This is a genomic window from Allosphingosinicella deserti, from assembly GCF_003012735.1.
Taxonomy (GTDB): domain Bacteria; phylum Pseudomonadota; class Alphaproteobacteria; order Sphingomonadales; family Sphingomonadaceae; genus Allosphingosinicella; species Allosphingosinicella deserti.
In genome coordinates this window covers 423,529-448,825 of sequence record NZ_PXYI01000004.1, presented here as the reverse complement: position 1 = coordinate 448,825, position 25,297 = coordinate 423,529, and the positions used below count along the sequence as shown (strand labels likewise).

The 25,297-nt window shown below is 65.8% G+C and carries 24 protein-coding genes; 9 read left to right on the top strand and 15 right to left on the bottom strand.

The features are described 5' to 3' along the window. Window positions 1-4: 4 nt before the first annotated feature. On the bottom strand, window positions 5-1,810 hold the full coding sequence (locus C7I55_RS14230) for a hypothetical protein (protein WP_106513628.1): 1,806 nt from the start codon (window positions 1,808-1,810) through the stop codon (window positions 5-7). Then, complete coding sequence (locus tag C7I55_RS29235; protein ID WP_269845214.1) at window positions 1,791-1,913, bottom strand: hypothetical protein; 123 nt, start codon at window positions 1,911-1,913, stop codon at window positions 1,791-1,793. Before C7I55_RS29235 ends, C7I55_RS14230 begins: the two co-directional genes overlap by 20 nt. A 100-nt stretch (window positions 1,914-2,013) precedes the next feature. Between C7I55_RS29235 and C7I55_RS14225 the strand changes: the two genes are divergently transcribed. Both C7I55_RS14225 and aroB read left to right on the top strand, forming a co-directional pair. Next, on the top strand, window positions 2,014-2,556 hold the full coding sequence (locus tag C7I55_RS14225; RefSeq protein WP_106513627.1) for a shikimate kinase: 543 nt from the start codon (window positions 2,014-2,016) through the stop codon (window positions 2,554-2,556). Next, window positions 2,553-3,638, top strand: coding sequence for a 3-dehydroquinate synthase (aroB, locus tag C7I55_RS14220; RefSeq protein WP_106513626.1), 1,086 nt, complete (start codon window positions 2,553-2,555; stop codon window positions 3,636-3,638). Before C7I55_RS14225 ends, aroB begins: the two co-directional genes overlap by 4 nt. A 3-nt stretch (window positions 3,639-3,641) precedes the next feature. On the opposite strand, the gene C7I55_RS14215 is transcribed toward aroB, so the two are convergent. Together C7I55_RS14215 and C7I55_RS14210 are read right to left on the bottom strand one after the other, a co-directional pair. Beyond that, window positions 3,642-5,447 carry a cation:proton antiporter domain-containing protein gene (locus C7I55_RS14215; RefSeq protein ID WP_106513625.1) on the bottom strand — a complete coding sequence of 602 codons (1,806 nt, stop codon included), beginning with the start codon at window positions 5,445-5,447 and terminating at the stop codon, window positions 3,642-3,644. Beyond that, on the bottom strand, window positions 5,447-5,899 hold the full coding sequence (locus tag C7I55_RS14210) for an iron-sulfur cluster assembly scaffold protein (RefSeq protein ID WP_106513624.1): 453 nt from the start codon (window positions 5,897-5,899) through the stop codon (window positions 5,447-5,449). Before C7I55_RS14210 ends, C7I55_RS14215 begins: the two co-directional genes overlap by 1 nt. Window positions 5,900-6,092: 193 nt before the next feature. On the opposite strand from C7I55_RS14210, the gene C7I55_RS14205 reads away from it, so the two are divergent. Next, window positions 6,093-7,505 (top strand): carboxylesterase/lipase family protein, encoded by a 1,413-nt coding sequence (locus C7I55_RS14205; RefSeq protein ID WP_106513623.1) that lies wholly within the window; start codon window positions 6,093-6,095, stop codon window positions 7,503-7,505. A 15-nt stretch (window positions 7,506-7,520) separates the two neighbouring features. Here the strand turns inward: C7I55_RS14205 and C7I55_RS14200 are convergent, their stop codons facing one another. Beyond that, window positions 7,521-8,237: a L,D-transpeptidase family protein gene (locus tag C7I55_RS14200; protein WP_106513622.1), complete on the bottom strand. Its 717-nt coding sequence runs from the start codon at window positions 8,235-8,237 to the stop codon at window positions 7,521-7,523. A gap of 216 nt (window positions 8,238-8,453) precedes the next feature. After that, window positions 8,454-9,506 carry a M23 family metallopeptidase gene (locus tag C7I55_RS14195; RefSeq protein ID WP_106513621.1) on the bottom strand — a complete coding sequence of 351 codons (1,053 nt, stop codon included), beginning with the start codon at window positions 9,504-9,506 and terminating at the stop codon, window positions 8,454-8,456. Between the two features lie 236 nt (window positions 9,507-9,742). Here C7I55_RS14195 and C7I55_RS14190 point away from each other — a divergent pair, with 236 nt between their 5' ends. Continuing rightward, window positions 9,743-10,825, top strand: coding sequence for a serine hydrolase domain-containing protein (locus C7I55_RS14190; protein ID WP_233222213.1), 1,083 nt, complete (start codon window positions 9,743-9,745; stop codon window positions 10,823-10,825). A gap of 90 nt (window positions 10,826-10,915) precedes the next feature. On the opposite strand, the gene C7I55_RS14185 is transcribed toward C7I55_RS14190, so the two are convergent. Then, window positions 10,916-11,353, bottom strand: coding sequence for a VOC family protein (locus C7I55_RS14185; protein WP_106513620.1), 438 nt, complete (start codon window positions 11,351-11,353; stop codon window positions 10,916-10,918). Between the two features lie 96 nt (window positions 11,354-11,449). Here C7I55_RS14185 and C7I55_RS14180 point away from each other — a divergent pair, with 96 nt between their 5' ends. Beyond that, window positions 11,450-12,175 carry a helix-turn-helix transcriptional regulator gene (locus tag C7I55_RS14180; RefSeq protein WP_158266426.1) on the top strand — a complete coding sequence of 242 codons (726 nt, stop codon included), beginning with the start codon at window positions 11,450-11,452 and terminating at the stop codon, window positions 12,173-12,175. 110 nt (window positions 12,176-12,285) lie between these two features. On the opposite strand, the gene C7I55_RS14175 is transcribed toward C7I55_RS14180, so the two are convergent. From C7I55_RS14175 to C7I55_RS14160, 4 genes are all read right to left on the bottom strand, one after another. Next, the gene (locus C7I55_RS14175) at window positions 12,286-13,653 is read right to left on the bottom strand and encodes an MFS transporter (RefSeq protein WP_199192832.1); all 1,368 of its coding nucleotides are present in this window, start codon (window positions 13,651-13,653) and stop codon (window positions 12,286-12,288) included. 76 nt (window positions 13,654-13,729) lie between these two features. After that, window positions 13,730-14,368, bottom strand: coding sequence for a hypothetical protein (locus tag C7I55_RS14170; protein ID WP_158266425.1), 639 nt, complete (start codon window positions 14,366-14,368; stop codon window positions 13,730-13,732). Between the two features lie 326 nt (window positions 14,369-14,694). Continuing rightward, entirely contained in the window at window positions 14,695-15,687 is a 993-nt protein-coding gene (locus tag C7I55_RS14165) for a TerC family protein (protein WP_106513617.1), read from the bottom strand. A gap of 3 nt (window positions 15,688-15,690) precedes the next feature. Continuing rightward, window positions 15,691-15,870: a hypothetical protein gene (locus C7I55_RS14160; RefSeq protein WP_106513616.1), complete on the bottom strand. Its 180-nt coding sequence runs from the start codon at window positions 15,868-15,870 to the stop codon at window positions 15,691-15,693. Between the two features lie 667 nt (window positions 15,871-16,537). Here C7I55_RS14160 and C7I55_RS14155 point away from each other — a divergent pair. Continuing rightward, window positions 16,538-17,521, top strand: a complete 984-nt coding sequence (locus tag C7I55_RS14155; RefSeq protein ID WP_106513615.1) for a hypothetical protein — start codon at window positions 16,538-16,540, stop codon at window positions 17,519-17,521. Window positions 17,522-18,360: 839 nt separating this feature from the next. On the opposite strand, the gene C7I55_RS14150 is transcribed toward C7I55_RS14155, so the two are convergent. Further along, window positions 18,361-18,936, bottom strand: coding sequence for a hypothetical protein (locus C7I55_RS14150; RefSeq protein WP_106513614.1), 576 nt, complete (start codon window positions 18,934-18,936; stop codon window positions 18,361-18,363). 497 nt (window positions 18,937-19,433) lie between these two features. Between C7I55_RS14150 and C7I55_RS14145 the strand changes: the two genes are divergently transcribed. Continuing rightward, complete coding sequence (locus tag C7I55_RS14145) at window positions 19,434-19,775, top strand: glycine zipper 2TM domain-containing protein (RefSeq protein ID WP_106513613.1); 342 nt, start codon at window positions 19,434-19,436, stop codon at window positions 19,773-19,775. Window positions 19,776-20,059: 284 nt separating this feature from the next. Here the strand turns inward: C7I55_RS14145 and C7I55_RS14140 are convergent, their stop codons facing one another. Further along, the gene (locus C7I55_RS14140; protein WP_106513612.1) at window positions 20,060-20,512 is read right to left on the bottom strand and encodes an SMI1/KNR4 family protein; all 453 of its coding nucleotides are present in this window, start codon (window positions 20,510-20,512) and stop codon (window positions 20,060-20,062) included. A gap of 790 nt (window positions 20,513-21,302) precedes the next feature. On the opposite strand from C7I55_RS14140, the gene C7I55_RS14135 reads away from it, so the two are divergent. Both C7I55_RS14135 and C7I55_RS14130 read left to right on the top strand, forming a co-directional pair. Further along, window positions 21,303-22,580: a papain-like cysteine protease family protein gene (locus C7I55_RS14135; protein ID WP_158266424.1), complete on the top strand. Its 1,278-nt coding sequence runs from the start codon at window positions 21,303-21,305 to the stop codon at window positions 22,578-22,580. A 12-nt stretch (window positions 22,581-22,592) separates the two neighbouring features. Continuing rightward, entirely contained in the window at window positions 22,593-23,213 is a 621-nt protein-coding gene (locus C7I55_RS14130) for a hypothetical protein (RefSeq protein ID WP_106513610.1), read from the top strand. 89 nt (window positions 23,214-23,302) lie between these two features. On the opposite strand, the gene cysS is transcribed toward C7I55_RS14130, so the two are convergent. After that, the gene (gene cysS, locus C7I55_RS14125; protein ID WP_106513609.1) at window positions 23,303-24,619 is read right to left on the bottom strand and encodes a cysteine--tRNA ligase; all 1,317 of its coding nucleotides are present in this window, start codon (window positions 24,617-24,619) and stop codon (window positions 23,303-23,305) included. Continuing rightward, window positions 24,616-25,173: a CvpA family protein gene (locus C7I55_RS14120; protein WP_106513898.1), complete on the bottom strand. Its 558-nt coding sequence runs from the start codon at window positions 25,171-25,173 to the stop codon at window positions 24,616-24,618. The genes cysS and C7I55_RS14120 overlap by 4 nt, the downstream gene beginning before the upstream one ends. Between the last annotated feature and the right edge of the window lie 124 nt (window positions 25,174-25,297).

The window sequence follows — 25,297 nt, the reverse complement described above, 5'->3', positions numbered from 1 at the left end:
CTGATCACAACCGCGTCATCGCCTCAGCGGCGATCATCCGCGCTTCGTAATCGAGCCCGACTTCGCGCAACGCGCGGACGATCTGGTATAGGTGGCGCGGGGGCACGCCCTGCCAGCCGCCGGTCTGCATGCCGACGGCTGCAAGCAAGGCGACGGTCCCCGGCTGCCGATTGCGCGCGGCGGCGGCGATCATCTGCGCCCAACGATTGCGCGGTGCCGGATCGACGCCCAGCGACCCGGGATCCTGCAGCCGGCCAAGACCGGCGAGCGCGGCAACGAGCATTTGCCCGCGCACGCTTCCCTGATCATCGACGAAGTCCTCGACACGGCTGCGGCTGGTGTCGACCACCGGACCCGGGGCGCCGACCGCAAGGATCGACCAGGCGCGATCACCGCCGCTGCCCATGCCGTCGACGATGCTCGCCCAAGCGGCGGCGCGGCGATCGAAGCCGGCGCTCATCGCCGAGGCGACGAGATCGCCGGCACGATCCGCTTGCGATGCCAAAGCCGGGATCTGCGCCGCAGCCGCGGCGGTGAGGATGAGGCGGCCATAGCGATCGCCGCCGATCTCGTCGCCGTCCCAAAGGCCGCGGATCGCGTCGATCCGCTGGTCATACGTTCCCGCGACGTAGGCACGGCGAAGCCGGCCCGAAATGCTTCCCTCGATCTCAGACGGATCGAGGCCGTCGCCGATCAGGCTGTAAATGTCGACGAGAGCCGCGTTCGAAAACACGCCGATCGTCGCCGCCGTCTGCGCCGCCTTGAGCCTTTGCTCGATGGGGATCATCGGTGCGCGTGCCTGCCAGGCGCTAACATGCGCCCCGGCGCCGTTCATCAGCGTGTCGGGTATGCCGAGCCCGGTGGCGCTGGCGAGGCCGAAGCGCCAGCTGTTGACCCCGTCGACCCCGTCCCACTGAATGGTCACCGCACGCCGCGTGTCGGTGCCGGCGCCGACGACCTTCTCGGCGAGCAGGAGATCGATATTGTTGCCGCCGAGCCGCCGCCTCTGCTGATCGATCAGCTGGCTGGCCCGTGAAGCCTCGCCGCCGAGCGCGGCGCACATCGCCTCGGCAAGCGGCCAGAAGCGTTCCTCGGTGACGTCACGGCCAGGGCCGATCAGCGGACAGAGCGCCGCCGGGTCCGCGGTCGCGAGTGCGGTCTGCACCGCCACGGTGAACATGCGCGGCGTGTAGCGGTCGACGTCGACCGCCTGGACCAACATCCGGGCGCTGTCCGCCTCCCCCATGCGGAGCAGCAGCCACGCCCGTTCGGCGATCCAGTCGACATCGTTGACCTGCCGCGGCGTCGGCACCTCCGAAAGCAATGCGCGCCGCAGCAGGATCGACGTCCAGCGTGAGGGCAAGGGCGCGTCGAGACGCCCCATCAGCCCGGTCAGCAGGCGGCCGTGGGCGCTGCCAAAAGCATCGAAGCCGAGGCCCCAATTGTCTGCCCTGAGCGGGCCGACCACATTGGTCGGACGGCGTGATTCGTCGGGGATCTCGATCGGTGGTGCGATCTGCTGCGCGGCAAGCGATTCAAGATCCTCCTCCGCCGCATTCTCGAACACCGGCGCGTCGCTGGTCGCAACGGACGATTCACGCGCCACCGGCGGCGGCGGCGTACCCGCAGTCGTACCCGATTCCTCCGTCGGAGGTGCCTCTTCGGCCGGGGCCGAGGGCTGGGTGCCGGGATCGCCGAAGCCGGGCGGAAGCAGTGATTCCGGGCTGCCGCGCTGGCCGATGGCCGGGATCGCGAAGCCGAGACCCGCAACCCCGGCTAGGAGGAGGATTTTACTGCGCCAGCGCTTCATTCGTGACGTCCTGCTCGATACGCTGCGTCGGCACTTCGGTATCGACGGTGCTGAGCCAGACGAGAAAGCCCACCACAAGGACGAGGAGAGCGATGAGGATCATGGGAAGCGGCGACTTGCGACGGCGCGTCGGGGCGAAGGAGGATCTGCGCATGGGCGGCCTTTTGCCCCACGAGGCGGGGGCATGTATAGCCCCCGAAGCCATGCCGGATACGCTTCCCCGTCCCGACCGATGCATCGTGCTCGTCGGTCTGATGGGCGCGGGCAAGTCGACTGTCGGCAAACGCCTCGCGAAACGGCTTAATTTGGCCTTCGTCGATTCCGATGAGGAGATCGAGCGCGCCGCCGATCGCACCATCTCCGAGATCTTCGAGCGATTCGGCGAAGCCAGCTTCCGCGACGGGGAGCGGCGGGTGATCGCGCGCCTGGTCGGCGGGCCGCCCAAAGTGATCGCCACCGGCGGCGGCGCCTTCATGGACCCGCGAACCCGGTCGCTGATCCTCGACCGCGGCATTGCGGTCTGGCTCGACGCCGACATCGCAACCCTGGTCGATCGCGTCGCCCGGCGCGACAATCGCCCCCTCCTCTCCGGCAAGGATCCGGGTGAGGTGCTGGAAAGGCTCGCCGCGGTTCGAAACCCCGTCTATGCGCAGGCCCATCTCCGCATCCGCAGTCAGGCCATGCCGCACGAACGGACGGTGGAGAGGATCATCGAAGCGCTGGTGGAGCGAGAGGGCGGGCGTTGAGGCAAGTCGAAGTCGGGCTGGGAGACCGGAGCTATCCGATCGTCATTGAAAATGGGCTGCTGGATCGTGCCGGAGAGGTGCTTGCGCCTTATGCGCGCAGCGGCCGGCTGATCGTGGTTGCCGACGATCAGGTCTGGGTGGCGCAGGGCCCGCGTCTCGAGCGCAGCGGCCTTGCCATCGCCCTGGTGACGATCCCCGCCGGCGAGGGCAGCAAGAGCTGGAACATGCTGTCGCGTCTCGTCGACGATCTGCTCGCGCTCGAGGTCGAGCGCTCCGACCACGTTGTCGCGCTCGGCGGCGGAATGATCGGCGATCTCACCGGCTTCGCCGCCTCGATCGTCAAGCGCGGCTGCAACTTCGTCCAGGTGCCGACGACCCTCCTTGCCCAGGTCGACTCGTCGGTCGGCGGCAAGACGGCGATCAACACGCCCGCCGGCAAGAACATGGTCGGCACGTTCCACCAGCCTTCGGCGGTGCTGATCGATCCGTCGACCCTGGACACGCTCGATCGGCGCCAGCTCCGCGCCGGCTATGCCGAAGTGGTGAAATACGGCCTGATCGGAGATCTCGGCTTCTTCGATTGGTGCGAGGAAAAGGCGCTCGACCTGCTCGCCGGCGATGTCGACGCGCAGCTGCAGGCGATCGAGACCTCTGTCCGCGCCAAGGCGGCGATCGTCGGCGAGGACGAGCGGGAGACCAGCGGTCGCCGCGCCCTGCTCAATCTCGGCCACACGTTCGGCCACGCGTTCGAGGCCGAAGCCGGCTTTTCGGACCGCCTGCTCCATGGCGAAGGTGTCGCCATCGGCATGGCCCTCGCCTTCCGCTTTTCGGCCGAACGGGGCCTCTGCCCAGCCGCCGACGCCGACCGAGTCGAGGCGCATCTCGAAGCCGTGGGCCTGCCGGTCCGGAGCGATCTCGGCACGCCCGCAAGCCTGGTCGCCCACATGGCGCACGACAAGAAGAAGAGCAGCGGCCGCGTCCCCTTCATTCTTGCCCGCGGCATCGGCCGGGCCTTCGTCGATCCGACGATCGAGCTTGCCGAGGTCGAGGACTTCCTCGCCCGCTGGCGCGGTCAGAGCTGAAAATTAGACGACCGGGTCGCTTCCAGCTTTCTCGGCATCGGCAAGGCGATTGTCCGGCGCGAACATCCTGTGGCTGAGCGCGTGAAGATCGCCTGAGCGACTCTGGCCCTCCAGCCGCTCGCGATCCCGATCGCGATATTCCTGCTCGACGCGGTCCACTTCCTCGCAATCGAACCCGAAGGCGGTGAGCGCCTCGCGGCCCATCAGCACCGCCGATTCGAACACTTCGCGGACCGCGAACTTGATGTCGGCCGCCCCCATTTCCATCAAGTGCAGGCGATCGAACGCGCGGACGAACACCGCCGCATGCGGAAATGCCTCCAGGATCGGCTCGAGGCGATGGGCATTGAGCCACTTGCCGTCGAGGCAGAACAGGATCGCCCGTGCTTCCCCGGCGCCGGCAAGGCGCAGCAGATCGAGCCGGGTGCCGTCGCCATAATAGACTTTGAGCCCGAACGTGCCGCTGAGCTCGATCTGCGACGGCTTCGAATCAATCAGGGTGACGCTGACTCCCTTGGCCATCAGCATTTGGGAGACGGTCTGACCGAAGCGGCCATAACCGACGACGATCGCGCAGCTGTCGGGCGACGTCTCCGGCCCTTCGAGACCGTCGCCGTCGTTGCGGCGGCTGCGCCGGTCGAGCCAGTCATTGACCATCATCAGAAACGGGGTCGACGCCATCGATACGGTCACCACCGCGGCGAACAGGGTCGCCGCCTCCGGCGCGATCAGCGCCGCGCTTTGCGCCGCCGCGAACAGCACGAACGCGAATTCGCCGCCCTGGCTGAGCAGCAGGCCGAGCTTCAGCGCCTTGCGGCGTTCGACCTTGAACAGAAGCGCCAGACCGAAAAGCAGGGTCGCCTTGAGCGTGATCAGTGCCAGCGCCATGCCGATCACGAACAGCGGCCGCTGGCCGATCGCATCGAGATCGAGCATCATCCCGACCGCGACGAAGAACATCCCGAGCAGGATCGACCGGAACGGATCGATGTCGGCTTCGAGCTCGTGGCGATACGGCGAATCGGCGAGCATCACGCCGGCGATGAACGCGCCCAGCGCCGTCGACAGATGCAGGCTTTCCATCACCGCGGCGCTACCGAGCACGATGAACAGGCCGGCGACGATGAACAATTCGCGCTCGGCGGTCCGGCCGACCAGGCGGAACAGCGGATTGATCAGGAAGCGCCCGGCGGCGACCAGGCCGACGATCGCGCCGATCGTGTAGCCGGTCAGCTGCAGGCCGGTCGGCGCGCTCGGATCGACCGGCGCACGGGACAAGGCGGCGATGATCGTGATCAGCGGCACGATCGACAGATCCTGGAACAGCAGCACCGAGAAAGCGCGTTCGCCCGCCGGCGTGTTGATCGTTCCATCGGAACGCAGGCTGGGCAGCACCTGCGCGGTCGACGACAGAGCGAGCGGCAGGCCGATGGCGAGCGAGGCCGCCATGCTGAAGCCGGCGGCGGCGTAGATGAGCCCGCTGATCGCCAAGCCGCAGACCGTGACCTGAAGCAGGCCAAGCCCGAATATGTCCTGCTTCAACCGCCATAGCCGGGCCGGATTGAGCTCGAGCCCCACCAGGAACAGCAGCAGCACGATGCCGAAATCGGCGATGTGCAGCATCTCCTCGGGCGCATTGATCAGAGCGAGGCCGTCCGGCCCGATCAGCGCACCGGCGAGCAGATAACCGAGCACCGCGCCGAGGCCGAAGCGCCGGAACACCATCACGAACACCAGAGCGGCGCCGAGGATGATGACGCCGTCGCGGAGCACGAGCTCGGTGGCGGTCGCGGCCTGATGCGCCTCCATCAGCGCCTCTCCGCCATTGTCGCGGTGGGCACTGCGGCCTTCGCCGCGGCCTCGGCGGCCGCCTGGAAGGCGAGCAGGATCGAAGCGTGCCGAGCGGCGAACGGCCGGGCGGCCGCCAATTGCTCCAGCCCCGGCCACGACCCCGGATCATCGCGCGTGCCGTTGAGGAAGGCGGCGAGCGCGTCGCCGGCCGCGGCGAGGTCATCGGGGCTCCGGCCGATTGCATGCGCCCCCAGCAGGGATGCGGAGGCCTGGCCGAGCGCACAGGCTTTCACCTCCTGCCCAAGCGCGGCGACGCGGCCGTCGGCGCCGAGCACGACATCGACGGTGACAATGCTGCCGCAGACCGGCGAACGCCGCGTCGCACTGGCTTGGGGTCGGTCCAGCCTGCTTTGGTGCGGAATGGAGGCGGCGAGCCGCAAAATGTCGCGGTTGTAGAGAGGCGTGTTCACAGCCCGCGCTATAGAATGCGCACCGCACAAGCGCTACCCGCCCGAATGGGTGAAGCCTCGCGGGACGAGCGGATCAAGATCTTCCCGACCCGCCGGGAGAGTCTGCAGCCGGTCCTGCACAAATGCCGCAAACGCGTTATTCTCCCGCCGAGCTGGGCAGGTCCGGCCCGCGCATGAATCCAAGGGAGATCGCATGAAGCCGAAGCTTATCCTCGCCGCCGTCGCTTCGTTGACAGCAGCGTCTGCGCTCGCCGCTCCGCTCGATGTCGCGATCGACAGTGGGCGGATTCGCGGCATTTCGGAGAATGGCGTCAAATCCTGGAAGGGGATACCGTTCGCGGCGCCGCCGGTCGGCCCCTTGCGCTGGCGCGCGCCAGAGCCGGTCGCGAGATGGGCGGGGGTCAAGGATGCGACCGCTTACGGCCATGATTGCATGCAGCTGCCATTCCCGAGCGACGCCGCGCCGCTCGGTACCGAGCCGGCGGAAGATTGCCTGGTGATGAATGTCTGGGCGCCGGAGAAAGCGGCACCCGGCCGCAAGCTTCCGGTGATCGTCTGGATCTATGGCGGCGGCTTCGTCAACGGCGGCTCCTCGCCCCCCACCTATACCGGCGCGAACCTGGCGAAACAGGGCGTGGTGTTCGTCAGCTTCAATTATCGGCTCGGGCGGTTCGGCACCTTCGTCCACCCCCAACTGACCGCGGAAGCAAAAGGCGGCCCGGCCGGCAATTTCGGCTTCATGGATCAGCTTGCGGCGCTGCAATGGGTGAAGCGCAATGTCGCTTCGTTCGGCGGCGACCCTGGCAACGTCACCCTGATCGGTGAAAGCGCCGGGGGCATGTCGGTCAACACCATGGTCACCTCACCGATGGCCAAAGGCCTGATCCACAAGGCGGTGGTGATGTCCGGCGGCGACGGCAGCGCGCGCGTCGAGGGCGGCGCTGCCGCGGCGCAAGCCGCCAGTCTGGCCTACTCGGCCTCGAAAGGCATTGCGGCGAAGGATCCGCAGGCGCTCGACAAGCTTCGTGCGCTCCCCGCCACCGACATTGTCGACGGCCTGAATCTTGAAGCCTTCTTCGCGCCAAGGGCACCGCCGCCGCCTTATTCCGGGCCCTTCGTCGATGGGGCGATCGCAGTAGAACCCGGCCAAGCCTATCGCAGCGGCAACTTCGCGCGCATCCCGATCATGATCGGTGCGACCAGCAACGACATCGGCGGTCCAACCGGAATCATGGTCGCGGGCGCGCGGGCGCTTGCCGGCACGATCGCCGGCCATCAGGTGCCAGCCTATCATTACCGCTTCTCCTATGCCGCCGAGGCGCTCGGCAAGGCGGGTGCCGACCATGCCAGCGACATCCCCTTCTTCTTCGACACCCAGGCGATCAAATATGCCGACAAGACGAGTGCGAGGGACAATGGCGTCGGCCGCGTGATCAGCGCCTATCTGGTCAACTTCGCGAAGACCGGTGATCCCAACGGTGCCGGTCTTCCGAAATGGCCGCTCTACGCGCGCGCCACCGACCAGATGATGGATTTCGCCGCCGATGGCCGCGCCGTTCCAGGCAAGGATCCGCTCGGTGCGCAGATCGACGCAGGCGGGAAATAAAGATGGGCCGCCGGCTCAATTGCCGGCGGCGTCCACTTCCTCGAGCGGCCCGCCCATGCCGGCATAGTCGCCGTTGCCTTTGACCATCGCCAGCGCCTCCGCCGCAGCCGGCGAGGCTTCGATCACATGCACGGTGGCGCCGACCTTGGTCACGCCGAACAGCAAGCGTGCGAATTCCCGCGGCAGCCTGATGCAGCCGTGCGAGGCCGGGCGACCCGGGATCTGGCCGGCATGCAGGGCGACGCCGTCCCAGGTGAGCCGCTGCATGAACGGCATCGGCGCATTGTTGTACTTCTTGGAATAATGCTCGCGCCGTTTCTCGAGGATGTCGAACGAGCCGACCGGGGTCGCATGGCCCGGCTTGCCTGTCGATACGGTCGAGACCCCGATCAGCGTTCCGGCCCGATAGACGAAGGCGCGCTGCAGCGGGATGCTGACCACGATCTCGACCGGCCCCGCCGGGGCATGGTTCGCTTCCCAGATATAGCGGCCGGGACGCAGCGATGCCTCCTCACGGAAGCGGTCGTCGACCACGGCCGCCACGATTGGCTCCGGGGCGACTGGAGCCGCCGGAGCGGCGGCAGGAGCGCTTGCCGCAACCGCCGCCGACGCGCCTGCAACAGGGACGATGCTGTCATCGAAATTGGGCGCATAGCCCGCGTAGATCGGGGTAACGGCAAGGAACAGTGCGCCGGTTGCGGCGAGGAGGCTGTGAACGGTGACCTGGCTCATGTTTGAGATTATAGCGGGTCATTGTTCCCGCCCCTTTCTGCGGCCGGAATGGCCTTGAGCGGGGCTTTAGAAGTGCTCCATTGCGGTGCTGTGCCGCAGCGAAGACTTTCGTGTTTCGATTGTTTCAGCTGCGCATCGGGGCCGCCGTCTCACCAGTGAGCCGCGACGGCGGCATCAAGCGACATTCGACATGTCGCCCGACGCGCGCGCCGACGCTCAGGACTTGCGCCAGACCGACACGCTCTTCGACCCGCAGGTGAAGGTCGAGGTCCGCTTATAGCCCTTGGCGGTATAGTCGGCGTGCTTTGCGGCCGCTTCGGCGGCGCTCATGCCGTGGAAGGTCGCCCATGTGCCTTTGGCCGGCACCCAGCTCGTATCGTAGGTTGCGCCGTTGGACTTGCAGCTGATCAGTTCCGGCATCATCCCCAAATCGGCGAGGTGATCGACCATTCGCTGGTAGTTTGCGGAAAGCACGCCGTTGAAGGTGTAGTTGCCGATCTTGCGCGGTGCCCAGACCAGGATGCGTTCGTTCGGCAGCGCCTTGCCGGCCAGCGGGGTCCACGGTCCGTCGATATTCCCCTTCTCGCCTTGGAACGAGGTCGTCATGCCGCGTTTGAAGGTCATGACGACCGGCTTGCCGTCCTTTTCCATGTGGGTGTGGAAATGAGGGCCGCCGGAATTGCCGGAATTGCCGGCCTGCCCGAGCTGGTCGCCGGCTTCGACGCGCGCGCCGTCGGCGACCTGCGCTTCGATCCGCATGCGCGGCGTGGTCTTGGTGATCGCCATGCTGCCGAGCGACGCTGCATTATGCGGGCACAGGTTCGGTGGGATGCCGCCCGGCTTGGCATGGGCATAGAGCGCATAGATGCCGTCGTCCTGACGGATCCATAGATGGTTGCCGGACGACGGCATCGCGTCCGAACCCTCGGGTTCTCCGACGGGCGGATCGTCAGGCGCGTTGCGCCAGCAGCCGACGACGGTGCCCGAGGCCATCGCGTAGAAAGGCTTGCCGTAGATCAGCCAGTCCGGATTGGCGTCCTTGCCGGCATCGTCCGTCCTCAAGTCGGACCAGGTCGAACCGCTCGTGTGACGACGTGCGCCGAAGTCTTTCCCCTCGGTCTGGTTGGTGCCTCCGTGATCCTTGGTTGAATAGCGCTCATTATACTCGAGGTCGCTCGCGCGGAGCGGGAATTCATAAGGGCCGTTCGCATTCGCCGCCCCCGACACCAGTAACACGGACGCGGCCGCCGACATACCTGTTCTGCTCATGACAATCCTCCCACTGCCTCTCGCTTTCCCCTTAGCAGACGCAGCAGAGGAGCGTGTCGGAGAGCGGAACAACAAGTGGCGCCAGCGGAAGCGTTCCCGATCAACGTCTCGGCGAACTCCGCCTGGCACATCTCGCCCGTCCCTCAGTTAAGCGCCGGGCAATCAGGCGGTGGCACGAAAAGACCTGCTTTATGCCGGGTATGGCGTCCTGTGGGTCGGACAACCATCTTCCGGCTATGAGCCTTTTCGTCCGATCCTTCCTGATCCTGTCGAGCGCAACAGCCATTGCATGCTCGAGCGCAGACTCGCGCGATGCGGCAGCAGAACCGGCGGGCGCGACAGGCGCGGCAACGGCGACACGCGGCCTCGATCCGCCCCTGATGGCGCAGGTCAGGAGCCGGGCCGAGGCGCTTCCGCGGCTGCAGGCGCTGATCGTCGCCCGACACGGCCGGATACTGGTCGAGCATCGGTTTCGTGGGCCCGCGCTCGACCGGCCGGTGAACATCAAGTCCGCTTCCAAGTCGGTATTGTCGGCGCTCGCCGGAATCGCGATCGGCCGGGGCGTTCTCGAGGGCCCCGGGCAGAAGATCGCGCCGATCCTGCGTGTCGACATTCCGGCCGGCGCGGACCCGAGGATCGAGCGAATCGAGATCGGGCATCTGCTGTCGATGCAGGCGGGCCTCGGCCGCACGTCGGGGCCGAATTACGGTGCCTGGGTCGCCAGCCCGAACTGGGTCCGCTACGCTCTGTCGCGGCCGTTCGAAGACGAGCCCGGCGGCGCAATGCTTTATTCGACCGGGTCGTCGCATCTGCTTTCGGCGGTGCTCACCCGGGCCTCGGGCCGAAGCACGCACGCGCTGGCGCAGCAATGGCTCGCGGCGCCGCTCGGAATTGCCATTCCCGAATGGCCGCGCGATCCGCAGGGCATCTATTTCGGCGGCAACGACATGCTGATGTCGCCGCGGGCCCTGCTGCGCTTCGGCGAGCTCTACCGCCAGGACGGGGTGCTGAACGGGCGCCGCATCCTTCCCGAGGGTTGGGTCGCCGAAAGCTGGCGGCCGCGCACCACCTCGCCCTGGAGCGGCAATCCCTACGGCTATGGCTGGTTCTCCCAACGTGCCGGTGTGCACCAGGTCCATTTCGCCTGGGGCTATGGCGGGCAGATGCTGTTCATCGTGCCGGATCTGGAGCTCACGGTGGTGATGATCTCCGATCCCTCCCCGCATCCGCGCGCGGAAAGCCACGTGCCGGCTCTCTCCGCTTTGCTCTCGGAGGGCATCGTCCCCGCGGCCGAGAAAGGCGCCGCTCCGCCCCCCTGACCGTGGGCGACGCAAGGCGCCTTCCGGCACATGCGGCTGTCTGCCGGAGCCGAAGCACTCCGCCGTTCCGCTTGCGGTCCTCCCGCGGTATCAGAAGCCCGCAGGTGCCGAATGGCAGACCGCTTCGATGTTGATCCCATCGGGATCGCGCACGAAGGCACCGTAATAGTTCTCGTGGTATCGGCGCAGGCCAGGCGCGCCATTGTCGGTTCCGCCGGCAGCCAGCGCCGCCGCGTGGAATGCGTCGACTTGCTCGCGGCTCTGGGCGATGAAGGCGAAATGGGTGGCGTCTCCCACCCGCGCGTTGCCGACGATCCAGAATAGCGGCTTATACTGGCGACCAAAGCCGTGCATCCGCCCCCGCGTTTTCTGCTGTTCGCCGCCCGCCTCCGCATTTTCCGGCGCGATCGAATGGAGCAGCTTCAAACCAAGCGGAGCGAGCGCCGCTTCGTAGAAGCGCCTGGATCGCGCTTCATCCGACACGCCGATGTTGAGGTGATCGATTATGGTGTCTTCGAACGGGTTCATGTTAGGGATGCTCCGGATCGTGATTGGGCCTGACCCGGCGTAGCCACCTTCTCCTGACAGCATGGTGTCAGGAGCAATCGACACAGGATGAATGCCATGCGCCGGGCCGACCGCTTGCTGCAGATCATCCAGGTGCTGCGTCGATCCCATCGACCGACGACGGCACAGGATCTGGCCGCCGAGCTCGAGGTCACCCCGCGCACGATCTATCGCGACATGGCGGTGCTGCAGGCGTCGCGCGTGCCGATCGACGGCGAGGCCGGCGTAGGATATGTGCTGCGCCCCGGCTACGATCTGCCGCCCCTGATGCTCGAAGGCGCCGAGATCGACGCCGTGGTGCTCGGACTAACCATGGTCATCGAACGCGGCGATCCCGAGCTTGCGCTCGGTGCTCGCGATGCTCTGGCGAAGGTCGAAGCCGTCTTGCCCCGTACGGCCTCTCATCAGGTCCGATCGGCCAGGCTGCTCATCCCTCACCGCCTGGCGCCAGGGGTAAGCTTCGGCCAATTCACTCCGGCCATTCGCAGCGCGATCCACCGCAGCGCCAAACTGAGCATCGCCTATGTCGATCTTCGCGAGAACCGCACCGAACGCACAGTCTGGCCCCTGGGCCTTTATCTGTACAGTCACGTCACTTTGCTGTGCGCCTGGTGCGAGGAGCGTGAAGACTTCCGCGCCTTCCGAGCCGAGAGGATCGACGCCTGTGAGGTGCTGCCCACGAGATTCGACGGCAAGCATGGCGGCTTGCTGGCAGAGTTTCTCGCTCGTTTTTCGAACGGCCACACGCCTGTCGAGGCTGGTCTTCCCGCTCGAGGCGAATAGCGGCTTGGCCGATCCCGCCCGGTGAAAGCCGCGACGGAGATCATCTCTGTCGTCAAGTCTTGGCGAAGCAGCGTCCCTCTGGGAGAGAGAAAGGAGGGTGCGGTGACGACCTATTCGTCGCGGGTTGGTAGGCTCTCCACGTCCTCCGGTCCCGCGGCGCGCGCGGGCTCTCCCGGCGCGGCTGCATACGTGGCCGAAAGCTGGCGATACTGCCGCGAGTTGAACGCGATCAGCGTCAACGCCACGCCGAAGATCCCGGTGGCGCTGAACACCAGGGCCATTCCGCGCTCAGGGCCGGTGCCGTACCACCCCCCGAACGCCTGCGCGCCCCAGCCCGTCGTCATGAACGGAATCGCGACGAATTGCGTCAGCGGACCGATCAGGAACGCCGTCAACGGCGCGGCCGACTGCTCCACCGACTGCGCGAAGCCGAACACCCGCCCCTGTCGCTCGTACGGGACGACCTTCTGCAGCGTCGTCTGCTCCGCCGCCTCGGCATAGGGGCCGAGGAACAGCCAGATCACGCATCCCACCGCCAGCAGCACGATCGAGGACTGGATCGTGAACAGGCTCGCCACCGTCCAAACGATAAGGTTGACCAGCAGCAACGTGCGTAGTGGGGTCTTCCCCAGGCCCGTCTTGGCGATCGTCAGGCCGCTGATAATGAACGAGCAGGAGGCGAGCGCCCACAGCAGGCCCCATGCATGCACGTCCATCAGCGACAGGCCGTAAGCGTCCATCAACGCCATGAACACGCCGCCGAGGAGGTTGTTGAAGGTGGAGAAGAAAATCAGCGCGAACAGCCCCGGCACCGTCCCGACGACGTCGATCGTGCCCCTCAGGTCTATTTCCTTGCGCTGGCCCGGCGCGGACGAGGCCGGCTCGGGATCGTCGATCCGGACGGTCAGCAGATGCAGGAAGGCCAGCGTCGTGAAGCCGATCGCCAGCAATAGCGTGCCGCGAATGCCGTCCCATGCTACGAGAAAGCCGCTGATGCCCGACGTCAGCAGAAACCCGATCCCGGTCACCATACCGACCAGCCCGTTCGCCTTGTCGCGTCTGTCCTCCTCGATCAGCGCCGTAACCAGGGTCGGAAGCGCGATCATGCGAATGTTGCCGCATATCACGCCCAGCATCACAAGGAGGATGAACCCCCACAAGGTGGCACCCTCGGTGCGCGCCAGCGCATCTGCCGGCGCCAGCGCGTAGGCGGCGAGCGAGGCACCATAGAGCAGGAAGGAACCCGCGCTCGATGCGAGCATGATCCGCTTCTTGCGATGATGGTCGACCAAGCTGCCGAACCAGATCGCGAAGCCCGCCGTGAACACCAGATAGATGCCGCCGATCATCCCGGTGACGAACACCGAACGAGTCGCCAGGAACGCCCAGAAGACCAGTGCGAACCAGACGGTGAAATTGACCACGTTCTGGATCAGATTGTTGGCGAGGATCTGATGGAACGGCAGCATCTTGGGCATGGACGGACTATCGTGAGCCGGCAGCACGGGCGCAAGCCGGTGGTCCTCGCCCGCCCTCAGCGAAAGCGAGCGTCGATCAGAACCGAATATGCTCCAGAATGTCGAGTGGACCGGAGCCGTATTTCCGCCGGCAGCGTCGCTCCATCAGGAAGACGACGAGCGCTCCGGTGAGCAGCCCGCCGGTTGCGGCGATCGCAAAGCCGTGTTCCCGAGCACCGAAGAGCCGCCCCATGGTCTCGGCCACTAGCAAGGCCGAGCCGATCCCGCCGACCAGCTCCGCGAGGGTCCAGGCAATCGCGGCCCAAAAGCCGATTTTGCGGCGCGGCCCGGGTGATGAGGTGGTCGGCATCGCTTTGGGCTGGCTGCCGGCACGATGGCCAGGCTTCGGCGGAGCGACCGGGGAGCGCTCGGCAAGTGCCCGCTCCGGCGCCAGCATCGCCCATTGAATGGACCGGTATAGCGCGAAGCCGATGCCGAGCATCATGCCGCCCATCAGCACCAAGCCGCCCGTCTCGCCGCCACGGGGAAACCAGTGCGCGGTTAGCATCGCCGCAGCGATCACCGACACCATGAAGGCGGCGACGTGGAGCAGAAAGCTGACGGCGCCCTGGCGCACGAAGCTGTCGAACTCCTGCTGGGTGGCAGGCCGTGCCGGTCCCTTGCAATTGGCCCGGTAGAGATATCCGGTCGGCTGCTTCTCGAACTGAGCGGCCATGAATCCCCCAAAGAGCGAGATCATTCCCAAAGGCCTGTCCTCCAACATTGCGGCGCTCGACTCTTCGCGGCGTGCCGTCGGGATTACATCTGCTACAATCGCGGGATGCGGTTCAATGTTCACACGGGGTCGAGGGTACCCAGTGCGTCGTTGCGCCCCGTCTTAGCGATGATCTGAGGGCGCTTCTTCCTCCCGTTTGGCCTCAAAGCGGGCGAAAGGGGGCTGAGCAGACGAACCGGAAGCCTTTTTTCGGAGGACCATGAAGGCCAACGGGAGGGAGGCGGATCATCTGAATGGCAGCCGCAACCGCCATTCAGACGCAATCTCTAGGCGCGTTCGGCGTGCCCAACCGGGTTCTGCACACGCGTCTTCCAGAGCGACCATCCAATACCTCCCGCCAGGATGCTGAAGGTGATGCCCAGCGATACGGCGGGCGGGATCTTCGCCACGCCAAGGGCATCGGCGACGAAGATCTTGGACCCGATGAACACCAGCAGGATGCTCAGCGCATATTTCAGATAATGGAACCGCTCGACCATCGCCGCCAGTGCGAAATACAGCGCGCGCAGGCCGAGGATGGCGAAGATGTTGGAGGTGTAGACGATGAACGGGTCCGTGGTGATGGCGAAGATCGCCGGCACCGAGTCGACCGCGAACACCACGTCGACAAGCTCCACCATGATCAATGCGAGGAACAGCGGAGTCATGAACCAGGCGGTCTCGCCGGTTTTGGGGTCCGGCAGCCGCACCCAGAAGCGCTGCGCATGCAGGGTATCGGTGACCCGAAAGTGAGAACGCACCCAGCGCAGCACCGGTGAGGCGCCCACATCATAGTGCTGGTCAGCCGTGAGCCACATCTTGAGTCCGGTTAGAATCAGGAACGCAGCGAAAACATAGAGCACCCAGTTCCATTGCTGGACTGCGGCGGCGCCAAAGCCGATCATGAGTCCCCGCAGCACGATCACGCCGAGAATGCCCCAGAACAGCACGCGATGCTGGTACAATCGCGGCACGCCGAAATACGAGAATATCATGGCGATAACGAAGACGTTGTCCAACGCCAGGCTCTTCTCGATTACGAAGCCGGTGACGTAGGCCATGCCCGAGGCTGCACCCATGTACCACCAGACCCAGGTGCCGAAGCCGAGCCCCAGCGCGACGTAGAACGCCGACATCGCCAGGCTCTCACGAACGCCGATCTCGCGTTCCTTGCGGTGAAGCACGCCCAGATCCACGACCAGGAGGGTCGCGACGATGCCGACGAAGGCGAGCCACATCCAAAGCGGTTTGCCGAGCCAGAGAACAATCAGGAACTCCATGGCTCAGGATTCCACCGGCGTAAGCGTGCCCAGCGACCGCTTCAGCCGCTCGGCAAGACGCTTTTTCCTCTGTCGGAGCAGCGTCAGCACGAGCGCATTGCTTGCGCCTTTCTGCCGCTCGAGACGCAGGCGTTCATCGACCCGCTGCTGCAGCAGCATCAGGGAAAATGTGAAATGTTTCATATCTGCCATCCTCTTGGTGCGTTGCACTCGATCGGATGACAGCGCGGCAGAACCGCATCGAACCTGCACCGGTGTCACCCGATGCGGTCCGACATCGCATGAGGTTCGAAGACGCCATGCCAGAGGGGCCCGGCCCGCTGATCACGAATTAGGCGAGCGCGGGCGGCCGGTCAAGATTGCTGTGCCCCGGCTTTCCACCGAAGACGCGGGAGCAACACGGGTTTGCGATACCGCTGTGAAGGACCTTTCCCGCCCCGAAGCGAGCTGTTCGCGGTTAAAGCCGCAAGTCTTGCGAGCCCCGCACGAGCCAAGCCAACGTTGACGACGGTCCACCGGTCCGGGCATGAGCGGCACGCTGACGCCAGACTGATCCGGCAACGCTCCAGCGGCGCCAGGCTGCACTGGTTCGGCCGCCGCGCACGTTGCGGGCTGCTTCGCTCGATCGCTCCAGCGTGCGATGGGCGTCGGCCGACGAACCAGGAGTGCCTCCCGAATGCTGAACTACCGGTCCCTGGCATGCGCCTTCCTATTGGTCCTGGGGGCACCGGTCCGCGCGCAGCCGGCATCCGTGGCTGCAAAGGCGCCGAGCTTTTCCTGCGCCGCCGCCCGTACGCAGGTCGAGCGGGCAATCTGTGCCAGGCCAGAACTGGCGGCCACGGATCGGACGATGGCGGACCTGTTCGCGATGTCGAAAACAAGTGCGTTCGGCACGGGTCCCTCGAACCAGCTGCCGGCGCAACGCGCGGCGCTGCGCGAGATACGCGTCTGCGAGAAACCGGACGGCGCTCAGCAACGGGAAGCATGCATCGCCAGGGCTTATGCCAGGCGGAACGCGGAGCTCGCGGTTGCCGTGCTCGTCTCACGGCCCGATGTTGCGCTCCCCGTGCTGCGGCAACTCGACCCTGGAGTTGCGCCGATGCTCGAAGCGGTTGCGCTCTGGGCGGCCGAGCCGGTGGATGCCGACTGGGCCGCGCCTCAGCGGGCCGGAACAAGGGAGAAGATCGCGGCGCGGCTGCAGCCCTATATGAGAGCCCTGCAGACCGACGAGAACCAATCGTTCGGCCGCTCGATACTCGCCGATCCGGGCCCCGAAGGGGTCGCGGTGCACAGCCTCGACGATCTGTTTGTATCGGACCGGCACTTCGCCGCATTTCTGAATGTCCTGGGTCCCTATCTCCCGGAGCTCGCCGCGGAGTCGCTGCTCAGCAACGACCGGCGGACCTTGCCCTGTGCCGCCATCGTTCGGCATCCAGCTCTGCTTCACGCGACCGGCTCGGTGTTCGGCTCGACGATGGACAATTTCGTCTTCGATGCCGATTGCGAGCAGACCTTGCCGCCGGCTCCTGCGCTGGACAGGCTCGCGGACAAGCTCCGAGCGCGGTGGCCGGAGTGCGACGGGACGATCCGTTTCGCCGCATATCGCGATTTCGAAACCGCCCTGCGGTTGGCGCGCCTCGGGCAATCGGAGCACGTACAGCACCATTCCGCAGATCGCCGCAATGGGGTCACCGCCGCGGAAATCGACGCCGCACGGATCGAGCTGGGCAGCTATTACCAGACTTATCTCGGCAAGTCGGTGGCCGCAGCGCAGACCATGGCACGAGACGCGATCACGTCTGTGCTCTCCAGTGCGCACGAATGCGGCGCGTAGCACCCCGGTCTAGCGTCACGTTTGGCCGCCGGGCCAACCGAGGTCGGCCTATGAGCGATGATCTTCGCGTCCATGGCGAGCAGGTCGGCTCGCCTCATCACGCGTGACCCCGGCTGAAAACCCGTATGTCACCTCCACATAGCCGAAATGCGTATGGCCGTTGCTGGCTGCATGGGGAGCCTCTTCAACGAATCGGCCTTTGGCGAGGGCCGCCGCGCCGCCGCGCTCCGGGCACGGCCCTGAGTCGGCCAGTAGCGCGCACGCGCATCGAAACGGGTGCCGGCGTAGCGGCCCAAGTCCCCGCGCGGGTCTCGGAGCCGGCGCTGGCGAAAGTGTCGGTCGCACTCTCCAGCCGCAGCGACCGCGCTGCCACATAGCCATCCCACCGCTTGTTCGGCCGCACCTCGAGCCGAAGCTCGGTCGACCTGAGGGTCGCCCGCCCGATCGGCCCGTACAGGCTGCTCGGTCCATATTCGAAGACACCCGCACCGGAGAGCGTGTCGAAGCGGCCATAGCCCCGACGCCGTCCATCTTGGTGTTGAGCAGGTTCGCTTGCCGTCCTCCGCGGCGCCCGAGGTTGCGCAGAGGCCGAGCGGCACCAGCTCGCGGCCGCGAAGCCCGTTGCCTGCTCACCTACACAAGCGTCCTCGGGGATGCGCGATCGACGCGACGTCCCGATTTGCAACGAGCCGATAGGCATGAATCTCTCACGCTCTATCGGCACCGCCGCATGCAGCTCCGCGACCGATCGAGCGAGTACGACATCACTGATGCCGCGGTTCGAACGCGATCGTCAGGCTGGGGCATTTTGCTAGTGGCCTGCGGTTGGAGCCGAGAAACTATCGCCCGCGGCTCGCCCGCTGACCATGTTCGATCTCCCACGCAAGGCGGGCGATGTCCGTCACCAATTGTGCACGGTGTTCGCCGGGCACGTCGAGACCGGCAGCAGCAACCTGACGCTCGGCTTCGCGCCAACGGTTCACCGCCTCTGCAGTTGCTCTCGAACAACCGGACGGAGCGGCCTCGCCAGGCTCGACCTGTACTGGCGCCCTTGCTGAATCTCCTGATATCGCGGGCGCGGTCCGTCCCGGCTCTCGGGGCGTTCGAGACTTGAAATCGTCCTCCCGCTCGGCAGACGGTTTGTTTGGCTCCCGCACCACAGAGCGGCCCTCCCCTTCGAACTCAGCTTGCGTCACTCCTATAACGCCCAGGATCTTCGGCAGGTCGGCTTCACTCGGCTGCTCACCTGCCTTGATCTTTTCGAAGAAACTGGAGCTCACGCCGGCGTTGATCGTCCAGGCCCTCTCGCTCAGCCCTTCGGGCTTGAGCCGGACAAGGCGATCGTAGAGGTCATCCGCAGCGCAGGGCGCAACGGTCGTCGTACGGGGAAGCGGCGTAACGTTGGTAATTTGCATAGGGGGTTACATCGCTTGGCTCTCAGCCAACTGCAAGGCCGCGACGCCCACCTCATGCCCTCGCGAGGGCACCTCAGCGCAAGGGACCACTCCCCATCTCTCCGAAGAGCCTCTGAATCACGGTTTGCTGGCGCCTCGACGCACCGTTCCGGCTCGAGTGCCCTTTGTCCCTTCGCCGGCACTGCGTGCGTCGAGGCGTCCTGACCACGCTGTCGTGATCCACCCGTGCCCGCTTCGGCGCTGCGCTCACCTCATGAACCGGCCTCGGTGCGAGATCCGATGTTCGGAGCAGGACGCACGATGATCTTCTTTGGCTCGGCTTCTCGAAGGATCTGCGCGGACTTCGAGGACGTCCGGACGCACCGGATTCACATGAAGCAAGGACGAAAATGAACAATGGCTTTCGTGCCTGTTCAGGACTGCCTCAAGGCCCGCCTCCTAATCGAAGCGCATCAAGCCGGAAACTGATTGGCCTCGCTGGCCCAAGGAGTAAGAAAATGTTGAAGAAAGCCACCCTCGTCGCAGCCGGACTCATGACCGTCTTCACCGCAGTCCCCGCCGCTGCCGATGCGCGTCCTCGCGATCGTGGCCACGGCTACTACAGCGATGGGAGCTATGCGCGAGACGGCTATTACCGGGATCGCTCGGATCGACGTTCCTACCGCAACAATGGACGCTGTCGTTCGGGCACCACCGGTGCTGTCGTCGGCGGAGCAGCGGGAGCACTGCTCGGGCGCGAAGTCGCCGGACGCGGCGATCGAACACTCGGTACCATCCTCGGCGGTGCCGCCGGCCTGCTGGGCGGCCGAGCGCTTACCCGCGACAAGAATTGCCGCTGACGGACTAGGCAGGGGCTCGGCAGCGCTGTTGCAGGCGCTGTCGGGATGCCTGCGGTGGGGTCACGTCCCGGCGCCACCCTGCCGAACTGGACCTGGCAGTAACGGCCACCGTGGCGCCGATGACGGCTCCCGGACGGCGGCTCTAGATTACCATTCGGCGCGCCAGTCGATGATCAACCAAGCCCGATTTCAGGCCAAACTGGAATCAGCGCGCTAACTGGCGCCGCATCATCGCTTGTTTTCACTTCATGCACCAACACAGCTCAGACGGACCGGTTCACCGGTCAGCCCGGCGATATTCCGATGCGTGAGAGCAGCGAAGCGAAGTCGGGTGCGACCGGGCTCAGCGCCTCTTCCCCGTCCAGTTCATGATCGATGAACACGACGGATGGCGCGCCCGGAGTGGCGCGATAATCGAATGCCCACAAGTTGCCGCCCGTATCGTCGGCGAAGGGAAGCAGTCCGGTGGGGTAGCGCGGCATCACATGCTCGATGGCGAAGCCGATCGAATAGCTCACCTCCGTCTTTGTCAGACGCTCGGGCGGGAGCACCAGCAGCAGGACGAACGCCTCGAAGGCCGGATCTTGAACCAGACTCTCGTCCAGTGCCTCTCCCTGATGCGCGATCGCCAGCTCCCAATAACCCAGGGGCAGTTCCCCTCCGGCGAGCGCTTCCAGCCGGCTCAGATCGTCTTGCGTCGGCACCGGAAGCTTGGCGCGCAGGTACGGCTCCCACATTCGATTCTCCTGGCGTTGCTCGCCTCACGGCCTCGGCCGGCTTTGACTCCCCACGCCTGTACGCAATGCACGCGACAGAAGAAAGTTGACGGGCAGCAACCGCCCGTGGCGGACACCGACTGATCATCCGCACGCGGGAGCGCCGTTCAGGCGGACGAAGAGCGGGAGTGTGCTGCAAGAGCAGCGTCCCTTGCGTACCCCACCAACCAGCTCACGTCATCGCACGACAAGCCCTGGCGCGTGGGACGCTTGTGTTTGTGCTGTGAAGATTGGCCTCGGGCCGGTGACGCTGTAACGCCGCAAACGCTGAGCGAGCCCGCTAAAACCCGCGCCGCCAAGGCTGCAATCTAGCGCCACTTTGGCGGGATCGCCGATTTCCGCTCTCCCGACAGACTGATCAATGAGTACCGCGAGGTCCATCCTGCTCAGCCCTGTGTCTGACCTCGCGAGCCTCCCTGCGACCCCTAGGGGCCACCCCGAGCCTCCACCGCCAACTTCCGTGGGCGATACCGCACCAACCTGATTCGAACCGAATCACACAACAGTTGACATCAGTAAAAATGAATAGATGCCGTTAGTTTCCAATAGGTATTGCTTACGAGCAATGATGATTCGCACTAAGCTACGCAATCTTGATTATGGAACCATTTCGGACCTTCGAATGATCACAATTGGACCGATCTACATTGCGCGCCCTCTCGCATGTATCGTTAGCTATTACGCGAAACAATGTTGGGATCAATCATTCCATGGTGTATTATTCACGCAAGAGGGAATGGGAGCGTTACAAATGGCACAATCATTACTTATGGCCAGCTTCGAAAGCGGCGCCGGGCCGGCTTTCGTTGCACGGCACGGCCAGACCGCCGCGGACTACCAGGCGACCTTCGACGAGTGGACGGGCAAGCAATACCAGCCCGTCTGCGTCTCGGTCTATCGTGACGGAACCACCGCGCGCTATGCATCGATCTTCCACCAGAAGAACGGTGTGGCGTTCGTCGCCCGCCACGGCCTGGACGGTAGCCAGTATCAGAGCCAGGTGACCGCCTGGACCAAGGAGGGTTATCGCCCCCGCAGCCTCTCGGCGGCGACCGTCGACGGCAAGACTGTGTTCGCCTGCGTCTACGAAAAGAACGGGAGCGCAGAATGGGCCGCCCGCCACGGCCTGTCCGCCGCCGACTATCAGTCGGTGTTCAACGACATGGTCGGCAAAGGCTTCCGCCCGCGCGCCGTGTGCCCGTACACCGTCGACGGCAAGGATCATTACATCGCCTGGTGGGAGAAGAGCCCGGGCAACGCCTGGGTCGCGCGGCACGGCCTGTCGGAAAGCGCCTTTCGCCAGACCCATGAGAGCCTCGCCGCGCAGGGATACGATCTCGTGTCGGGCGGCAGCTGCCTCGTCGGAAGCAGCGATCGGTACGCCGGCATCTGGGAGAAGCGCTCTGCGAGCTCGATCGGCCACCACGGCATGACGTCCGGCGCATACCAGGCCAATTTCGAGGCCGCCCTGGCGCAGAAGCTGCGCCCATCCTTCGTCTCGGGATCGTGGGGCGCGGTGCCCGTCGACGTCAACCTGCGCTTCCGAATCCAGCGCCAGCAGCAATCGCAATGGTGTTGGGCGGCCTGCTCGGTCAGCGTCCGCCGCTATTACCAGCCGGCCTCGACCCTCACCCAGTGCCAGCTCGTCAACACCCGGCGCGGCCGCAGCGATTGCTGCACCTCCGGCAGCAGTATGGCGTGCAACCTGCCCGACAATACCGCCGATGCGCTCGACGGTCTCGGCCATCTGGGCACGCTGACCGGCAGCAGCGTCGACTATTCCGTGTTGCGCGATCAAAGCGCGGCCGGTCGCCCGACCTTCCTGCGCATCCAATGGTCGGGTGGCGGACGCCATGCCATCCTGGCCACCGGCGTCGAGGATGGCGAATTCGTCATCGTCTGCGATCCCGGATCGTCAAGCGCCGTCGACCCAAGCCTCGGGACGACGAGCGTCGTCGACTATGATACGTTGCGAACCGCTTACAATGGCAGCGGAACCTGGATCGCGACCGGCACAACCAATTCCTGAAGGATCACGATCATGCCTATTACACTCGCAACGCCGCCCGAAGCGATTCTCACCGAGCTCGCCAGAGCTCTGCCCCGCATCGGCCGCAGCGCCACTATCCGCCAGCGGGCGCCCGCAATCACCCGCGCGGCAGGCCGCTTCGAGCTTGCCGTCAACATGCGGGTCGCGCGCACCCTCGACGAGATCATCGACTCCGATGCTCTGCCGATGCCCGTCTATGTCGTCGGGCTCGACGATCTCGCGCGTGGAGAGCTCGTCAAGACTGCCCGGCTCGCGCTCTGGTCCCATATCGTCGCGACCGATGCGGGGCCGGTCTCGGCCGAGGTCCGCTCCGACAACAGCCGCTTCGCACAAGTGACCAACAGCGTTGCGGTCGGCCGCGCGCGCACCTCGCTGATGCGGATGTCCCGCGGCGAAGGCGCGGCTGCGCTCGACGGCGAAGCCGCCGAGCTGCGCATTCCCGCCCTCAACACCAGCCTGCTGTGGGTGAAGGGCGCGCGCGAAACGTTCGAAGTGCTGGATTCGGCTTTGCCCGAATTGCCGGAAGGCCATCGCTTCAGCGCTGCCGATCTCACCAGCATCCTGCGCCCGATTGCCGAGGCCCGCCTCCGCAATCCCGATTCGGACGGCTGAACGAGACGAGGGAGCGTGACGGATTCGCCTGCAAGCGGATCGCGGGCCGGGTGCCCGAAGCGGCACGCTCCCTCAAGCCGCCAACGCGCTCAAACTCTTCGCCAGGTCGTCCCGCCGGCGCCGTCCTCGAGCACGATCCCCTCGTCGGCCAGCGCGGCGCGGATGCGGTCGGCTTCGGCGAAGTTCCTCGCCTTCTTGGCCTCGGTGCGGGCAGCGACCAAAGCGTCGATGCGGTCGTCGCCGGCACCCTGGAACCAGGCGGCAGCGGTGTCGCCGAGCAGGCCGAGCAAATTGGCCGAGGCCTTGAGCACCGCCGGATCGTCGATCGCCGACAACCGCGACAACGCCAGCGGGGTGTTGAGATCGTCGGCGAGCGCCTCGACCACGGCGGGATCGATAGCGCCTGGCTGCGCATCGCCGGCGCTTCGATAAAGTCGGTCGAGCGTCGCCTTGGCCTGGGCGGCGAGCTGGGCGGACCAGTCCAGCGGCTGGCGATAATGGGCCGAGAGCAAGGCGAAGCGCACCGCCTCGCCCCTGTGTCCCTCTTCCAGCAGATCGCCGACGAGGACGACATTGCCGAGGCTCTTCGACATCTTCTCGCCGCCCGCCATAGACAGGAAGCCGTTGTGCAGCCAGGTCCGCGCCAGCGCCGCGCCGCCATGGGCGCAGCGGCTCTGCGCGATCTCGTTCTCATGGTGCGGGAAGATGAGGTCGAGCCCGCCGCCGTGGATGTCGATCGTCTCGCCCAGATGCCGTTCGATCATCGCGGAGCATTCGATATGCCAGCCCGGACGTCCCCGCCCCCACGGGCTCTCCCAGCCGATGACCTCCGCCTCGGACGGCTTCCACAGCACGAAGTCGGCCGGATCCCGCTTGTAGGATGCGACCTCGACCCGGGCGCCGGCGATCATCGCATCGCGGTCGCGGCGGCCGAGCGCGCCGTAATCGGGGTCTGCCGGGACGTGGAACAGGACGTGGCCGTCGGCTTCATAGGCAAAGCCCTGCGCGATCAGCCGTTCGATCATCGCGATCATCTCGGCGATATGATCAGTGGCGTGTGGAGCGATGGTCGGCGGACTCACGCCGAGCGCGCCCATGTCGTCCAGATAATGGCGCTCGAAGCGGTCCGTGATCACCGCCGGTGCGACGCCTTCCAGGCGCGCCGCCTCGATGATCTTGTCCTCGATGTCGGTGACGTTGCGGGCGTAGACCAGGGCGTCCTCGCCATATACGTGGCGCAGCAGCCGGGCGAGCACGTCGAACACCACGGCCGGGCGGGCATTGCCGATATGGGCGCGGTTGTAGACGGTCGGACCGCACACATACATCGTCACCCGCGTCGGATCGGCGGGCGCGAACAGGCGCTTCTCGCGGGCCATGGTGTCGTGGAAACGAAGCGCGATCATTGGCCGTCTGCCGCGGCGCTCTCGTTGGCAGGCGCCTGCCGGTATTTGGGATCGACCGGGCGGCCGCGGCGCCACTCGACGAAATCCACGATCGCGCGGCCGCTCGCCGACAGCAAGGGATAGGTGCGCGACTTCGCCATCCATTCGGGACGCACGGATTCACGACCCCAGATCGTGTCGTAGACGAGGTTGGCGGCAAGATAGAGCAAGGTGGCGATGATCAGCCCCTTCAACGCGCCGAAGCCGGACCCGAGCACGCGGTCGACCGGGCCGATCACGGACTTCTTGACCCCGCCGCCGATCTGCCGCGCGACCAGCTTGCCGATCAGGAAGGTGATCCCGAACACCAGGGCAAAGGCGAGCACGGCGGCGCCGGACCGGGTGCCGACCGTTCCGACGAGCGCGTTGGTCACAGGCTCGTGCAGCAGTTTCAGGAAGACGATGGCAACGATCCAAGCGGCAAGCGTCAGCACTTCGCCGACGAAGCCCTTGAACCATCCGGTCACGAGGCCCCCTCCGACGAGGAGCAAAACGATGATGTCGAGCGCAGTCATGCTGCGGTTGCTAATCAAGGAATGTGGCCAAAGATAGAGCCCTCCTTTTACCTCGTCTCCCCTTCAGGATCGACGCGGCGGACCATGCCCCGCATGGTCCTCTGGATCCGCGTCGATGGTCGGG

Excerpts from the sequence above, each read along its gene's own strand:
- C7I55_RS14230 (WP_106513628.1), bottom strand. The coding sequence starts at position 1,810 with ATGAAGCGCTGGCGCAGTAAAATCCTCCTCCTAGCCGGGGTTGCGGGT.
- C7I55_RS29235 (WP_269845214.1), bottom strand. The coding sequence starts at position 1,913 with ATGATCCTCATCGCTCTCCTCGTCCTTGTGGTGGGCTTTCTCGTCTGG.
- C7I55_RS14225 (WP_106513627.1), top strand. The coding sequence starts at position 2,014 with ATGCCGGATACGCTTCCCCGTCCCGACCGATGCATCGTGCTCGTCGGT.
- C7I55_RS14215 (WP_106513625.1), bottom strand. The coding sequence starts at position 5,447 with ATGGAGGCGCATCAGGCCGCGACCGCCACCGAGCTCGTGCTCCGCGAC.
- C7I55_RS14205 (WP_106513623.1), top strand. The coding sequence starts at position 6,093 with ATGAAGCCGAAGCTTATCCTCGCCGCCGTCGCTTCGTTGACAGCAGCG.
- C7I55_RS14200 (WP_106513622.1), bottom strand. The coding sequence starts at position 8,237 with ATGAGCCAGGTCACCGTTCACAGCCTCCTCGCCGCAACCGGCGCACTG.
- C7I55_RS14195 (WP_106513621.1), bottom strand. The coding sequence starts at position 9,506 with ATGAGCAGAACAGGTATGTCGGCGGCCGCGTCCGTGTTACTGGTGTCG.
- C7I55_RS14190 (WP_233222213.1), top strand. The coding sequence starts at position 9,743 with ATGAGCCTTTTCGTCCGATCCTTCCTGATCCTGTCGAGCGCAACAGCC.
- C7I55_RS14185 (WP_106513620.1), bottom strand. The coding sequence starts at position 11,353 with ATGAACCCGTTCGAAGACACCATAATCGATCACCTCAACATCGGCGTG.
- C7I55_RS14180 (WP_158266426.1), top strand. The coding sequence starts at position 11,450 with ATGCGCCGGGCCGACCGCTTGCTGCAGATCATCCAGGTGCTGCGTCGA.
- C7I55_RS14175 (WP_199192832.1), bottom strand. The coding sequence starts at position 13,653 with ATGCCCAAGATGCTGCCGTTCCATCAGATCCTCGCCAACAATCTGATC.
- C7I55_RS14170 (WP_158266425.1), bottom strand. The coding sequence starts at position 14,368 with ATGGCCGCTCAGTTCGAGAAGCAGCCGACCGGATATCTCTACCGGGCC.
- C7I55_RS14165 (WP_106513617.1), bottom strand. The coding sequence starts at position 15,687 with ATGGAGTTCCTGATTGTTCTCTGGCTCGGCAAACCGCTTTGGATGTGG.
- C7I55_RS14160 (WP_106513616.1), bottom strand. The coding sequence starts at position 15,870 with ATGAAACATTTCACATTTTCCCTGATGCTGCTGCAGCAGCGGGTCGAT.
- C7I55_RS14155 (WP_106513615.1), top strand. The coding sequence starts at position 16,538 with ATGGCGGACCTGTTCGCGATGTCGAAAACAAGTGCGTTCGGCACGGGT.
- C7I55_RS14150 (WP_106513614.1), bottom strand. The coding sequence starts at position 18,936 with ATGCAAATTACCAACGTTACGCCGCTTCCCCGTACGACGACCGTTGCG.
- C7I55_RS14145 (WP_106513613.1), top strand. The coding sequence starts at position 19,434 with ATGTTGAAGAAAGCCACCCTCGTCGCAGCCGGACTCATGACCGTCTTC.
- C7I55_RS14140 (WP_106513612.1), bottom strand. The coding sequence starts at position 20,512 with ATGTGGGAGCCGTACCTGCGCGCCAAGCTTCCGGTGCCGACGCAAGAC.
- C7I55_RS14135 (WP_158266424.1), top strand. The coding sequence starts at position 21,303 with ATGGCACAATCATTACTTATGGCCAGCTTCGAAAGCGGCGCCGGGCCG.
- C7I55_RS14130 (WP_106513610.1), top strand. The coding sequence starts at position 22,593 with ATGCCTATTACACTCGCAACGCCGCCCGAAGCGATTCTCACCGAGCTC.
- cysS (WP_106513609.1), bottom strand. The coding sequence starts at position 24,619 with ATGATCGCGCTTCGTTTCCACGACACCATGGCCCGCGAGAAGCGCCTG.
- C7I55_RS14120 (WP_106513898.1), bottom strand. The coding sequence starts at position 25,173 with ATGACTGCGCTCGACATCATCGTTTTGCTCCTCGTCGGAGGGGGCCTC.